The sequence below is a fragment of the Rhodococcus sp. 4CII genome (assembly GCF_014256275.1).
Lineage (GTDB): Bacteria > Actinomycetota > Actinomycetes > Mycobacteriales > Mycobacteriaceae > Rhodococcus_F > Rhodococcus_F wratislaviensis_A.
Window position 1 is genome coordinate 6,934,452 of record NZ_JACCFE010000002.1, and the last position, 15,161, is coordinate 6,949,612.

Sequence of the window (15,161 nt, forward strand, 5' to 3'; positions counted from 1 at the left end):
GTTGTTGTTTTACAATATGTTTGGGTGTAGCTGAGCGACTTGGTAGCTGGTGAATCGTGTGAAGAGGACTTTCGGCGGATCTCGAGACGCGACGCGCCCTCAAAGCGTTATGTCTGGCAGGGGGCGATTCGCTGCGGTCGTTCCTCGGCGACACGAGACAACTACCTGACAGCGTCGACGAGGTAGGTGTTGAGAATTCGTGCAATGTCTGTCAACGCACGCGGCGTGGTCATACGAATATGCGTGGCATCGATGGGATAGTAGTCGATGGAACCGGTTATATATGGTCGCCAGCAACTTTCGGCAATTTCCTGGTCCATCTCGTCAGCTGCGGCGGCGAAGAAGACCACATCTCCGTCGAACACTGGGGGGTGGTAATCGGCGACCAACCGTGGCGCGTCATTGAAGGATGCGACGATTCGATTCACGTGTGATGGCTGGAGAAACTCGAATGCTCCAGTTCGCAGATGAATCAGTTCGGTCGCTCGTTCAGCCGACATGGTTTCCCCCGCGGCATCGAAGTCTTCGGCACCGAATCCAAACAGATCGGCCAGCTCGACCAGGATGTCTTCAACAGAGAGTTCCTGGTTTGCAGTCGATTCCACTTCGAGCAGCCGGCTGTCCAACATCGCCAACATCGCGACCTGCTTCCCGAGAAGGCGAAATCGTGTGGCTACCGCGTGGGCGATAACTCCGCCCAAGGACCAGCCGAGCAGGTGATATGGCCCGTCTGGTTGCACGGCCTGTATCTCCCGGAGGTATCGCTCCGCCAACTGCTCGATAGATCGGGCGTGCGGGTCGTCTTCGACGAGCTCGGGGGATTGCAGCCCGTAGATTCTCCGTCCCGGTTCGGTGTTCTGCGCCAAACCTGCATAACACCAGGCCAATCCGCCAGCTGGATGTATGCAGAAGATCGGGTCGGAATCCCCCTCCGATCTGATTGGCAACAGGACGTTGAATGCCGAATCGTCCACCGGCTCGATCCGTTTCGGCCCGGCGGAGACCGCCTCGACTCTACCGGCGATCGCTGCCACGGTGGCGTCAGTGAATATCCACGGTACATGGATGTTGACGCCGAGAGCCTCTCGGAGCCGTGCACTGACTCGTGTGGCGAGGAGGGAGTTGCCTCCCAGGGTGAAGAAGTCGTCGTCGAGTCCGATGTGGGCGTGGCCGAGGACGTCGGCGAAGACATCGGCGATGGTCCGTTCGATGGGGGTGACCGGCTCCCGGAACTGCCGTTTCAACGGCGCCGGGGCGGGTAGTGCGTGCCGGTCGATCTTGCCGTTGGTGGTCAGCGGTAGTGCGTCGAGGACGGTGATGGGGGTGGGCAGCATGTAGTCGGGGAGATGGTCGGCGGCGAAGGCGCGGATCGCGGTGGGGTCGAGGGGGGTGTGGTCGCGGGCGACGACGTAGGCAACGAGTTGGTCGCCGGTGTGGGGGTCGTGGTGTATCGCGGCGACCGCCTGGGTCACGTCGGGATCCGCCGTCAAGGTTGCTTCGATTTCGCCGAGTTCGATGCGGTGGCCGCGGAGTTTGACTTGGAGGTCGCGGCGGCCGAGGAATTCGAGGTTGCCGTCGGGGTGCCAGCGCACCAGGTCGCCGGTGCGGTACATGCGTTCGCCGGGTGGGCCGAACCGATTCGCTACAAACCGCTCCGCAGTCAACGCCGGCCTTCTCAGATACCCTCGCGCCAGCTGCACCCCGGCCACATACAACTCGCCCACCACCCCCACCGGTACCGGATGCAAGCGGTGGTCCAGCACGTAGGCGCGGCAGTTGGCCTGCGGTGTGCCGATGGGTTCCACCGTGTCTTCGTGCTGGGTGCAGCGGTGACAGATGACGCTGACGGTGGTTTCGGTGGGCCCGTACTGGTTCCACACCGTCGCATGACTGAATTCGGCCAACCGCGTGACCGTCTGCCCGGACAGTGTCTCACCGCCGAGGTAGATCACCCGCACGCCGCGGAGAACGTCGGGTGATCGGCTGGCCATCAGGGCGGTCAGTACGGTCGGCACCGACGCCAGGTGGGTAATCGCATGGGTGCGGATGAGCTCGGCGAAGTAGTCGGGGTCGCGTTGGCCGTCCGGGCTCGCCAACACCACGCATCCGCCGACCTGCAGCGGCGCGAAGAGGTCGGGGGTCGACGCGTCGAAGGTCACCGCGTTGCTCTGCAAAAGACGGTCACCGAAGCCGTAGTCGAACGCAACCCACCGCACCTCGTTGACGATTGCGGTGTGCGCTACGGCGACGCCCTTCGGGCGGCCGGTGGATCCCGAGGTGAACATCACGTACGCCGTGTTCTGCGGGCGCAGTGGTGCACGACGGTCCGCGTCGGTGACCGTTGCCGCGGACATCCCTGTCAGATCGATCGTGTCGATGTGGAGGACCGGTGCCGGGTCGGGCAGGTCGTCTTGCTCGTCGTGGGTGGTGGTCAGAATGCAGGTTGGTTGTGCCACTGCGAGAATGAAGTGTGTGCGCTCGGCTGGGTGGTCGGGGTCGATGGGTAGGTATGCTCCGCCGGCGGTGAGGGTTGCGTAGACGCCGACGACGAAGTCGATCGAGCGGGCCATCCTCAGTGCCACGATGGTTTCCGGGCCCACACCTTGGGTGATCAAGTATCGGGCGAGACGGTTGACGCGTGCGTTGAACTCGGCGTAGGACAGTGTTCCGTTTCCGTCGATGACCGCGATGGCATCGGGTGTGCGGGCTGCCTGGGCGCTGAACATTGACACCAGGGTGTCGGTGGTTGGCGCGTGTTCGGTGTGGTTCCAGTCCTCGAGGATCAGTTGTTTTTCGGTGGGGTCGAGGAGGTCGATGTCGCCGACCGGGCTGTCGGGATCGGCGACCGCATTCTCGAGGAGTCGGGTGAATTTGTCGGCGAAGCCGCGCACCGTGTCCTCGTCGAACAGGTCCTGCGCATAGGTCAGCGCGGCGGTTAGCCCGCGAGCGGCACCATCGCGATCGATGCGTTCACTTACCGACAGTGTGAGGTCGAATTGCGCGGCGGCGTGGTCGATGTCCTCGATACGGACGGTCAGCCCCTCCAGTTCCAGCTCCGGGTGCTCCTGATTCTGGAAGACGAGCATCACCTGGAACAGTGGGTGGCGTGCGGTCGACCGGACCGGGTTGAGGTCCTGTACCACCCTTTCGAACGGCACGTCGGCGTGCTCGAATGCGGCCAGGTCGGCTTCGCGCACCGTCGAGAGCAGCGTGGTGAAGCTGCTGGCGGAATCGACCGGGGTTCGCAGCACCAGGGTGTTGACGAACATGCCGACCAGATCGTCGAGTGCCGGGTCGCCGCGACCGGCAACGGGGGTGCCGATCGCGACGTCGCCGGTACCCGACATCCGGGCCAGGAGCACCGCGAACGCGGTGTGCACCACCATGAACACCGTCGCGGCGTGCCGCCGTGCGATATCTATGACCGAGAGGTGGATCTCCGCGCCGATCGTGAACGCGTGTGTTCGTCCACGGTGCGACACCACACGCCGGGTTCGGTAACCCGGCAATTCCAACTGATCCGGCAGCCCGACGAGTGTGGAACGCCAGTACGCCAGCTGCTGCGCGAGCAATGAATCGGGGTCGTCGTCGGAGCCGAGTAAATCCCGTTGCCACAGGGTGTAGTCCGCGTACTGCACCGTCGGTGCGGTCCAGGCGGGTGGGTGCCCGTGGGTGCGGGCCGCATAGGCGGCCATCAGATCCCGGACCAGCGGGGCGATCGAGAATCCGTCGGCGCAGATGTGGTGCAACACCACGGCGAGCACGTGCTCGTCGTCGGCCGTCTCGATCAAGGCCGCCCGCACCGGCACCGATGTGGTGACGTCGAATCCGGCCGAGGCCATCGACATCAGCCGCGCGGCGACCTCGCTCTCGGTTGTCGCGGCGGTGGCGAATCCGCCGCTGACCTCGGCCGTCGGGACAACCACTTGGTGCGGGCCGGACTCCGATTCGGGGTAGATCGTCCGCAAGGCCTCGTGCCGGTCCACGACGTCGCCAAGGGCCGCGCTCAGCGCGGCCGTGTCCATGGCCCCGGACAGGCGCACGGCGAACGGGATGTTGTAGGCCGGTGAGTGTGGATCGAACCGGTTGAGGAACCAGATCCGTTGCTGCGCATAGGATAGTGGGATGCGTTCGGGCCGCGGCCGCGGAAGCAGGGGCGGGCGCGCCTCCACAGCCGCCCGGGACTCGAGCCACCCCGACAGCGCCTGCACCGACGACGCCTCGAACAACACCCGGATCGGCACTTGCGAATCCATTGCCACACCCATCCGCGACACCGCCTGCGTCGCAAGCAACGAGTTGCCACCCAAGGCGAAGAAGTCGTCGTCGAGTCCGACCCTCTCGCGACCGAGGACATCTGCGAACACCCCGGCAACGATCCCCTCCACCACCGTCACCGGCGCCCGGTACTGCGGCAGCGGAAACACCGGTGCCGGCAACGCCCGCCGATCCACCTTGCCATTCGCCGTCAACGGCAATCGATCCACCACCGTAATTGGTGAGGGCACCATGTAGTCGGGCAGGCGGTCCGCGACCAATGCGCGGACCCGAGTCGGGTCGAGGGGGGCGCCATCACGGCGGACGACGTAGCCGACCAACCGGTCGCCGGTGTGGGGGTCGTGGTGTATCGCGGCGACCGCCTGGGTCACGTCGGGATCCGCCGTCAAAGTTGCTTCGATTTCGCCGAGTTCGATGCGGTGGCCGCGGAGTTTGACTTGGAGGTCGCGGCGGCCGAGGAATTCGAGGTTGCCGTCGGGGTGCCAGCGCACCAGGTCGCCGGTGCGGTACATGCGTTCGCCGGGTGGGCCGAACCGATTCGCTACAAACCGCTCCGCAGTCAACGCCGGCCTTCTCAGATACCCTCGCGCCAGCTGCACCCCGGCCACATACAACTCGCCCACCACCCCCACCGGTACCGGATGCAAGCGGTGGTCCAGCACGTAGGCGCGGCAGTTGGCCTGCGGTGTGCCGATGGGTTCCACCGTGTCTTCGTGCTGGGTGCAGCGGTGACAGATGACGCTGACGGTGGTTTCGGTGGGCCCGTACTGGTTCCACACCGTCGCATGACTGAATTCGGCCAACCGCGTGACCGTCTGCCCGGACAGTGTCTCACCGCCGAGGTAGATCACCCGCACGCCGCGGAGAACGTCGGGTGATCGGCTGGCCATCAGGGCGGTCAGTACGGTCGGCACCGACGCCAGGTGGGTAATCGCATGGGTGCGGATGAGCTCGGCGAGGTAGTCGGGGTCGCGTTGGCCGTCCGGGCTCGCCAACACCACGCATCCGCCGACCTGCAGCGGCGCGAAGAGGTCGGGGGTCGACGCGTCGAAGGTCACCGCGTTGCTTTGGAGGAGATGGTCGCCGGCACGGTGATCGAACGCCTCGACCGCCCACCGCACCTGATTGACGATTGCGGTGTGCGCTACGGCGACGCCCTTCGGGCGGCCGGTGGATCCCGAGGTGAACATCACGTACGCCGTGTTCTGCGGGCGCAGTGGTGCACGACGGTCCGCGTCGGTGACCGTTGCCGCGGACATCCCTGTCAGATCGATCGTGTCGATGTGGAGGACCGGTGCCGGGTCGGGCAGGTCGTCTTGCTCGTCGTGGGTGGTGGTCAGAATGCAGGTTGGTTGTGCCACTGCGAGAATGAAGTGTGTGCGCTCGGCTGGGTGGTCGGGGTCGATGGGTAGGTATGCTCCGCCGGCGGTGAGGGTTGCGTAGACGCCGACGACGAAGTCGATCGAGCGGGCCATCCTCAGTGCCACGATGGTTTCCGGGCCCACACCTTGGGTGATCAAGTATCGGGCGAGACGGTTGACGCGTGCGTTGAACTCGGCGTAAGACAGGCACCGGTCCCCATACACCGCCGCCGCCGAGTCGGGTGTGCGGGCTGCCTGGGCGCTGAACATTGACACCAGGGTGTCGGTGGTTGGCGCGTGTTCGGTGTGGTTCCAGTCCTCGAGGATCAGTTGTTTTTCGGTGGGGTCGAGGAGGTCGATGTCGCCGACCGGGCTGTCGGGATCGGCGACCGCATTCTCGAGGAGTCGGGTGAATTTGTCGGCGAAGCCGCGCACCGTGTCCTCGTCGAACAGGTCCTGCGCATAGGTCAGCGCGGCGGTTAGCCCGCGAGCGGCACCATCGCGATCGATGCGTTCACTTACCGACAGTGTGAGGTCGAATTGCGCGGCGGCGTGGTCGATGTCCTCGATACGGACGGTCAGCCCCTCCAGTTCCAGCTCCGGGTGCTCCTGATTCTGGAAGACGAGCATCACCTGGAACAGTGGGTGGCGTGCGGTCGACCGGACCGGGTTGAGGTCCTGTACCACCCTTTCGAACGGCACGTCGGCGTGCTCGAATGCGGCCAGGTCGGCTTCGCGCACCGTCGAGAGCAGCGTGGTGAAGCTGCTGGCGGAATCGACCGGGGTTCGCAGCACCAGGGTGTTGACGAACATGCCGACCAGATCGTCGAGTGCCGGGTCGCCGCGACCGGCAACGGGGGTGCCGATCGCGACGTCGCCGGTACCCGACATCCGGGCCAGGAGCACCGCGAACGCGGTGTGCACCACCATGAACACCGTCGCGGCGTGTTGTCGTGCGATATCTATGACCGAGAGGTGGATCTCCGCGCCGATCGTGAACGTGTGTGTTCGTCCACGGTGGGTGACCGCCGGCCGTCGTCGGTTCCCTGGCAGCTCGAGCTGTTGCGGCAGCCCGGCGAGTGTGGAACGCCAGTACGCCAGCTGCTGCGCGAGCAATGAATCGGGGTCGTCGTCGGAGCCGAGTAAATCCCGTTGCCACAGGGTGTAGTCCGCGTACTGCACCGTCGGTGCGGTCCAGGCGGGTGGGTGCCCGTGGATGCGGGCCGCATAGGCGGCCATCAGATCCCGGACCAGCGGGGCGATCGAGAATCCGTCGGCGCAGATGTGGTGCAACACCACGGCGAGCACGTGCTCGTCGTCGGCCGTCTCGATCAAGGCCGCCCGCACCGGCACCGATGTGGTGACGTCGAATCCGGCCGAGGCCATCGACATCAGCCGCGCGGCGACCTCGTTCTCGGGCACCCCAGCCGATTCGACCGAGGCGCTGACCTCGGCCGTCGGGACAACCACTTGGTGCGGGCCGGACTCCGATTCGGGGTAGATCGTCCGCAAGGCCTCGTGCCGGTCCACGACGTCACCGACCGCCGTCCGTAACGCCGCCGTGTCCATGGTCCCGGACAGGCGCACGGCGAACGGGATGTTGTAGGCCGGTGAGTGTGGATCGAACCGGTTGAGGAACCAGATCCGTTGCTGCGCATAGGATAGTGGGATGCGTTCGGGCCGCGGCCGCGGAAGCAGGGGCGGGCGCGCCCCCACAGCCGCCCGGGACTCGAGCCACCCCGACAGCGCCTGCACCGACGACGCCTCGAACAACACCCGGATCGGCACTTGCGAATCCATCGCCACACCCATCCGCGACACCGCCTGCGTCGCAAGCAACGAGTTGCCACCCAAGGCGAAGAAGTCGTCGTCGAGTCCTACGCGGTCGATGTTGAGGACGTCGGCGAAGATGTGGGCGATGGTTTGTTCGATGGGGGTGGCCGGTTCCCGGAATTGTCGCTTCGGTGGCGCTGGGGTGGGTAGTGCTCGCCGGTCGATCTTGCCGTTCGGGCTCAGTGGCATTCGGTCGAGGGTTACGAACACCGACGGCACCATGAAGTCGGGCAGGCGCGCACCGACCGTCGCGGCGAGGGTCTCGGGGGCGACGTGGGTGCCTGGGGTCGGCACCACGTAGGCCACCAGTTGCTCGGTGACTGTGTTCTTGCGTATCGCGGCGACGGCTTGGGTGATGTCGGGGTGGGTGGTGAGGGTGGTTTCGATTTCGGCGAGTTCGATGCGGTGGCCGCGGAGTTTGACTTGGTGGTCGCGGCGGCCGAGGAATTCGAGGTTGCCGTCGGGGTGCCAGCGGGTGAGGTCGCCGGTGCGGTACATGCGTTCGCCGGGTGGGCCGTTGGGGTTGGCGACGAAGTGTTCGGCCGTCAGTCCGGGTCGGCCGTGGTAGCCCCGTGCCAGCTGGATCCCGGCGACGTATAGTTCGCCGGTCACGCCGGTGGGGACGGGCCGGAGTCGGTCGTCGAGGACGTAGGTGTGGGTGCCGCGGATCGGGGTGCCGATGGTGATGGGGCCGCCGGGGGGCAGTGGTCCGCTGCAGTTGCTCATCACGGTTGTCTCGGTGGGGCCGTAGCCGTTGAAGAAGCGGCGGGGGGAGTGGATGCGGGAGGTGTCGGTGTTTGTGGCCCAGCGGGTGAGCAGGTCGGGGGTGCAGGCCTCGCCGGCCGACAGGATGGTGTGCAGGGTGTGGAGGTGGGTGGGGTCGATGGTGGCCAGCGCGGACGGTGTGATCACGGCGTGGGTGACGTGGTCGCGGTGGAGGAGTTGGGTGAGTTCGTCGCCGCCGAAGACGGTGGGTGGGGCGATGACCATGGTGGCGCTGGATCCGGCGGCGAGGAGCAGTTCGAACACCGAGGCGTCGAAGCTCGGTGATGCCACGGCCAGGGTGCGGGAGTTGGGGGTGGTGGTGAATCGTTCGTGTTGTTCGGCGGCGAGGTTGGCCAGCCCCTGGTGGGCGACGACGACGCCTTTGGGGGTGCCGGTGGAGCCGGAGGTGTAGAGCAGGTAGGCGGTGTTGGTGGTGTGCAGGGGTCGGAGTCGGTCGGCGTCGGTGATCGGACCTGACTTCATGGTGTTGCAGCGGGTTTGGAAGTCGGGGGTGTCGATGACGAGCCAGGGTAGTGGTGCGGGCAGGGTGGTGGCGTGCTGGGTGGTGGTCAATCCGAGTGCGGCTCGGGAGTCCGAGAGCATGTGGGTGATGCGGTTTTTCGGGTAGTTCGGGTCGATCGGGAGGAATGCGGCGCCGGTTTTGGTGGTCGCCCAGATCGCGAGGACCGCGTCGGGGGAGCGGGGGAGTGCGAGGGCGACGGTGTCTTCGGGGCCGATGCCTTCGGCGATGAGGATTCGTGCGAGTTGGGAGGATGCGGTGTCGAGTTGTTCGTAGGACAGGTGGTGGTCTCGGTAGATCACCGCCGGTGCGGTGCGGTCGTGTGCTGCGGCGGTGGCCAGTAGTTGTGGCAGTGTCGTTGCGGGGGTTTCGGGGCCGCCGGTGCGGTCGAGCAGGTTCCGTCGTTCGTCGGCGTCGAGGATGTCGAGGTCACCGACCCGACTCCCCACATCGGCCATCATGGCTCCGAGGACGCGCAGGTATCGGTTCATCAGGACCTGGACGTACGGTTCGTCGAACAGATCGTGGAGGTATTTCAGCTGTAGCCGGATCTGGGTGTCAACGGTGATTCCCAGGGCGAGGGGGTAGTGGGTGTTGTCGTTGGCTCTGACACCGACCAGGGTCATGCCGTCGATCGCGTCGGCCTGTGCGGCCAGTGCGGCCTGCTCGACCGGGTACGACTCGAACACCGTCAGCGTGTCGAAGAGGGCGTCGGCTGTGCCGGCCGCCTGCTGAATCTCGATGAGCCCCAGATAGTGGTGATCGAGCAGGTCGGCTTGTTCACCGTGCATCCGCGTCAGTAGTCGCGTGATCGACTCGTCCGGATCCGCCCGCACCCGCACCGGTACCGTGTTGATGAACAGCCCGATCATCGATTCGATGCCTGCGAGTTGAGGTGGCCGTCCTGACACGGTGCCGCCGAAGACCACGTCGTCCCGGCCGGTCATCCGCATCAGCAGAATTCCCCAGGCGGCCTGGAACACCGTGTTGACGGTGACATCGAGCCGGGCGGCCAACTCGGACAGGGCCCGTGTCCTGTGCTCGCCGAGATCGGCGGTGACTTCACCCGCCCGCGAGGAGATCTCGCGGCCCGGGTCGGCCGGTGCGAGCAGAGTAGGGCCCTCGACACCCTCGAGCGCCGTTGCCCAGGCCCGCCGCGACGCCGCCTCGTCTTGTTCAGCGCGCCATTCCAGATAACTGCGATACGGACGGACGGGAGGCACCGCCGACGCCTTGTCGCCGGCGGCATAGTGCGCGAGCATGTCCGCCATCAGCAGCGGCATGGACCACCCGTCGAGCAGGATGTGGTGGTTGGCGACGACCAGCTCGTACCGGTCCGCGGCCACCGTGACCAGTGTGAACCGGATCAACGGCGGAGCGGTCATGTCGAAGTGCGTGGCCTGGTCCGCGGCCAGCAGTCGCGTCAACGCGTCCGGGCGAGCGGTGTCGTCGACCCCGCGTAGATCGACCTCGCACCATGGCACCGACACGTTGTCGAGCACCAGCTGGACGGGCACGCCATCGGCTCCCTCGACGAACGCCACACGCAAGTTCGGGTGCCGATCCAGTACCGCCTGCGCCGCCGCATGCAACCGTGTGGCGTCCACCCGTCCTGCGAGGGTGAACACGACCTGCATCGAGTACACGTCGACCGACGACGCGGCCAACAGCGCGTGGAACAGCAGACCCGACTGCAGCGGCGTCAAGGGCCACACGTCCGTGATCGCCGGATACGCGACCTCCCAGCGGTCGATGTCCGATTGCCGTGTGGTGATCAATGGCAGATCCGACGGTGTCAACCCGCCCGCGCCGGGTGTCTGCGCATGCGCGGCGAGCGCTGCGAGTGCGGCACACCATTCCTCCGCCAAGTCCTGCACATCGGACCGCCCGATTGCACCCGTCGGGAACGTGAACGCGGCGCCCAGCACCGGACCCTCGCTGCCGTCGGTCACTATCGCATTGATGTCGACAACCCCGTTCGCCGGCATGTCGGCATCTCCGGGAGCGGCGATGTCGCCGAGATGTCGCGGTGACCACTCGGCCGCCCGCGCCTCGTTCGGAACACCACCGCCAGAGACCCGGCCGAGGTAGTTGAAGCTGATTTGGCCGACGGGCAGCGACCGTAATAGCCCCGCAGTTTCCCGATTCAGGTAGCGCAGCAGCCCGTAGCCGATTCCCCGGTCTGGTAGCGACCTCAGCTGCTCCTTGATCGACTTGACCACCACGCCGGCCGCGGCGCCACCAGAGAAGGCCTCGTCGAGATCAGCGGCCCCGATATCCAGACGCACCGGAAACACATTGGTGAACCATCCCACCGTCCGAGACAGCTCCGCTCCCGCGACGATCTGCTCCTGACGGCCGTGTCCCTCGAATTGGATCAGCGTCGAGGATTCGAAGACCTTTCGCGCGCGCCGCCACCGGCAGACGGCCAACGCCAATGCCGCCAGCATTCCATCCTCGCTGCCGCCGTGGAACAGTGTCGGCAAGGTCGTCAGTACTGACGCCGTCACCCGCGCCGGTACGCTCACCTCGACCCGGTCGAGGGTGGATCCCACATCGATAGCCGCGGTGAACGGGCGGAGACCCAAAACCGGGTCGGACGCCTGCAACAGCGCCTGCCACATCGGCAACTCCGCCAGCCGCGCCGGGGCCGACGCCTCCTCGACCAACGCATGCGCCCACCGGCGCATGGACGTTCCGACGGGCGTCAACAGCGGAGTATGCCCAGTGGACACCTGCGCCCACGCGGAGGCCAAGTCCGGCAGGATTATCCGCCACGACACCCCGTCGATGACCAGGTGGTGCGCGACGATCAGCAACCAGCCCGGCCGCTGCGCGGCGCTGCATCCCGACCGAAAATCGAGCCACACGAACTGCACCATCACGCCCGTCGTCGGCGCCAACCGCCCCAACGCCGCATCCAATTGCGCCGACGCCCACGCCACCGCGGTTTCCTCGTCGAGATCGGCGGCGACTTCCGCCCGACGAACAAGGCCGTCCACATCAATGGCATCCGACCCACCGACTTCGAGACCCCACCCGCGTTCGTCGTTGACAAGTCGCGAGCGGAGAATGTCGTGGTGATCGAGCACGGCCTCGGCCGTCGCCACCAACTCACCGCGCTCTATTCCGGGTGGCAACTCCACCAACATGTGTTGTGAGAATCGACCGAAGCCACCACCGCGCTCGATCAGCGCCCGTGCGACCGGGGTCAGCGGCATCCACCCGACACCGCCACCCGGCAACTCCTCGAGCACCACCGGCAGTCCGGAGTCCTCGGGAAGCTGCGCGACTTCAGCCAAACCACCAACAGTCCTGCGCTCGAATACATCGCGTGCGGAGAACACCACGCCCCGGGCTTTCGCGCGAGACACCAACTGAATAGCGACGATGCTGTCACCACCTAGAGCGAAGAACGACTCGTCGAGTCCTACGCGGTCGATGTTGAGGACGTCGGCGAAGATGTGGGCGATGGTTTGTTCGATGGGGGTGGCCGGTTCCCGGAATTGTCGCTTCGGTGGCGCTGGGGTGGGTAGTGCTCGCCGGTCGATCTTGCCGTTCGGGCTCAGTGGCATTCGGTCGAGGGTTACGAACACCGACGGCACCATGAAGTCGGGCAGGCGCGCACCGACCGTCGCGGCGAGGGTCTCGGGGGCGACGTGGGTGCCTGGGGTCGGCACCACGTAGGCCACCAGTTGCTCGGTGACTGTGTTCTTGCGTATCGCGGCGACGGCTTGGGTGATGTCGGGGTGGGTGGTGAGGGTGGTTTCGATTTCGGCGAGTTCGATGCGGTGGCCGCGGAGTTTGACTTGGTGGTCGCGGCGGCCGAGGAATTCGAGGTTGCCGTCGGGGTGCCAGCGGGTGAGGTCGCCGGTGCGGTACATGCGTTCGCCGGGTGGGCCGTTGGGGTTGGCGACGAAGTGTTCGGCCGTCAGTCCGGGTCGGCCGTGGTAGCCCCGTGCCAGCTGGATCCCGGCGACGTATAGTTCGCCGGTCACGCCGGTGGGGACGGGCCGGAGTCGGTCGTCGAGGACGTAGGTGTGGGTGCCGCGGATCGGGGTGCCGATGGTGATGGGGCCGCCGGGGGGCAGTGGTCCGCTGCAGTTGCTCATCACGGTTGTCTCGGTGGGGCCGTAGCCGTTGAAGAAGCGGCGGGGGGAGTGGATGCGGGAGGTGTCGGTGTTTGTGGCCCAGCGGGTGAGCAGGTCGGGGGTGCAGGCCTCGCCGGCCGACAGGATGGTGTGCAGGGTGTGGAGGTGGGTGGGGTCGATGGTGGCCAGCGCGGACGGTGTGATCACGGCGTGGGTGACGTGGTCGCGGTGGAGGAGTTGGGTGAGTTCGTCGCCGCCGAAGACGGTGGGTGGGGCGATGACCATGGTGGCGCTGGATCCGGCGGCGAGGAGCAGTTCGAACACCGAGGCGTCGAAGCTCGGTGATGCCACGGCCAGGGTGCGGGAGTTGGGGGTGGTGGTGAATCGTTCGTGTTGTTCGGCGGCGAGGTTGGCCAGCCCCTGGTGGGCGACGACGACGCCTTTGGGGGTGCCGGTGGAGCCGGAGGTGTAGAGCAGGTAGGCGGTGTTGGTGGTGTGCAGGGGTCGGAGTCGGTCGGCGTCGGTGATCGGACCTGACTTCATGGTGTTGCAGCGGGTTTGGAAGTCGGGGGTGTCGATGACGAGCCAGGGTAGTGGTGCGGGCAGGGTGGTGGCGTGCTGGGTGGTGGTCAATCCGAGTGCGGCTCGGGAGTCCGAGAGCATGTGGGTGATGCGGTTTTTCGGGTAGTTCGGGTCGATCGGGAGGAATGCGGCGCCGGTTTTGGTGGTCGCCCAGATCGCGAGGACCGCGTCGGGGGAGCGGGGGAGTGCGAGGGCGACGGTGTCTTCGGGGCCGATGCCTTCGGCGATGAGGATTCGTGCGAGTTGGGAGGATGCGGTGTCGAGTTGTTCGTAGGACAGGTGGTGGTCTCGGTAGATCACCGCCGGTGCGGTGCGGTCGTGTGCTGCGGCGGTGGCCAGTAGTTGTGGCAGTGTCGTTGCGGGGGTTTCGGGGCCGCCGGTGCGGTCGAGCAGGTTCCGTCGTTCGTCGGCGTCGAGGATGTCGAGGTCACCGACCCGACTCCCCACATCGGCAGAAAGGAAGCGGTCGAGAAAGGACAAAAAGCGGTGGTGATGACGAGCGAGAACGTCGTCGTCGTACAGGCTCGGGTTCGCTTGGAAGTCGATGTGCGTCGTGGCGCCGCCCACGCTCGGGTAGATGTTGACGAAAAGATCGTCGATCAGCCCGGAGGTCAACACGTGCAGTCGGCCGAGGTGCGGGCCCAGCCGGATCTCTCGGTCGGCCGGCATGATGTTGACAGTCGGACCAAACGAGCGATTGCGGCTGATGTCCCTGCCGAGGTCGCGGCAGATGTCCTCACGCCGGTACCGCTGCCGCCGCAGCGCCCCGGTCAACTCGAGTTGGGTGGACTTGATCAGTGCCCCGATCGTCACGTCCGCGCCCACCTCGAGTCGCAGCGGCACGACATTGGCCACCATCCCCCCTGAGCGTCGCAGCGGTGCTGTCGTTCGGGCCGAAACCGGCAGACTGAGAACGATGTCCGATCTGCCGGTCATCCGGCACAGGAAGCCAGCAAGAGCAGCGACCAGGACCGGTGCCGCACTCGAGTTGTGCTTCGCGACGACCGAATCGAGCATTGAGGCTACGTCGTGTGACAAGGCCGCGCTGGCCCTTCGCGGATGTGCCACGACGGGCGCCGACCGCCCGGCCAGGCTTGCAGGCTCCGGAAGTCCCGAGGTCCGTTCCGCCCAGTAGCGCCGATCCGCTTCGAAGCGATCCGACTTCCGGTAGGCATCATCGATTTCAACGATCTGCGCGAGATCCAGCACGTGGAGCGGCGGGGCCTCGACACCGACAACCGCGGCCGTATACAACTCGGCAACACGCTGCAGCAGCGTCATGGCACCGTAGCCGTCGAGGGCGATGTGGTGAATGCGTGAGTACCAGTAGTAGTGCCGGTCGCCGACTCGGAGTATCGCCGAGACTGCGAGCGCATCGTGGAGGAGGTCTATCGGGGTGCTGAACTCGCGGCGCATCCACTGCTGCGCGGCGACGCTCGGGTCGTCCTCCGCGCGAAAGTCGATTCGCCGGATCCCGCTGTCGGAAGAATCGTCGACCAGTTGATACAGCTCCCCGTCGTGATCGACCAGGCGTAAGAATCCGGAACCGAACTCCCTGGCCGCCACGCGACTGGTCGCCTCGAGCAAATCGATATCCAACTCGCCGTAGACCTCGACGTACTGCGCGATCGTGATCGGGAGTTCGCCGGCCAGTTGCTGGGCGAACCAGATTCCCTTTTGTGCGGCAGATAGACGGCATGCCTCCGATGGAAGGCGGGTCCCCGAGCGCAT

The 15,161-nt window shown here is 66.0% G+C and carries 1 protein-coding gene; it reads right to left on the minus strand.

What is annotated here, in order from left to right:
• Positions 1–161: 161 nt before the first annotated feature.
• On the minus strand, positions 162–15,161 hold the full coding sequence (locus H0B43_RS32865) for a non-ribosomal peptide synthetase (protein WP_185724131.1): 15,000 nt from the start codon (positions 15,159–15,161) through the stop codon (positions 162–164).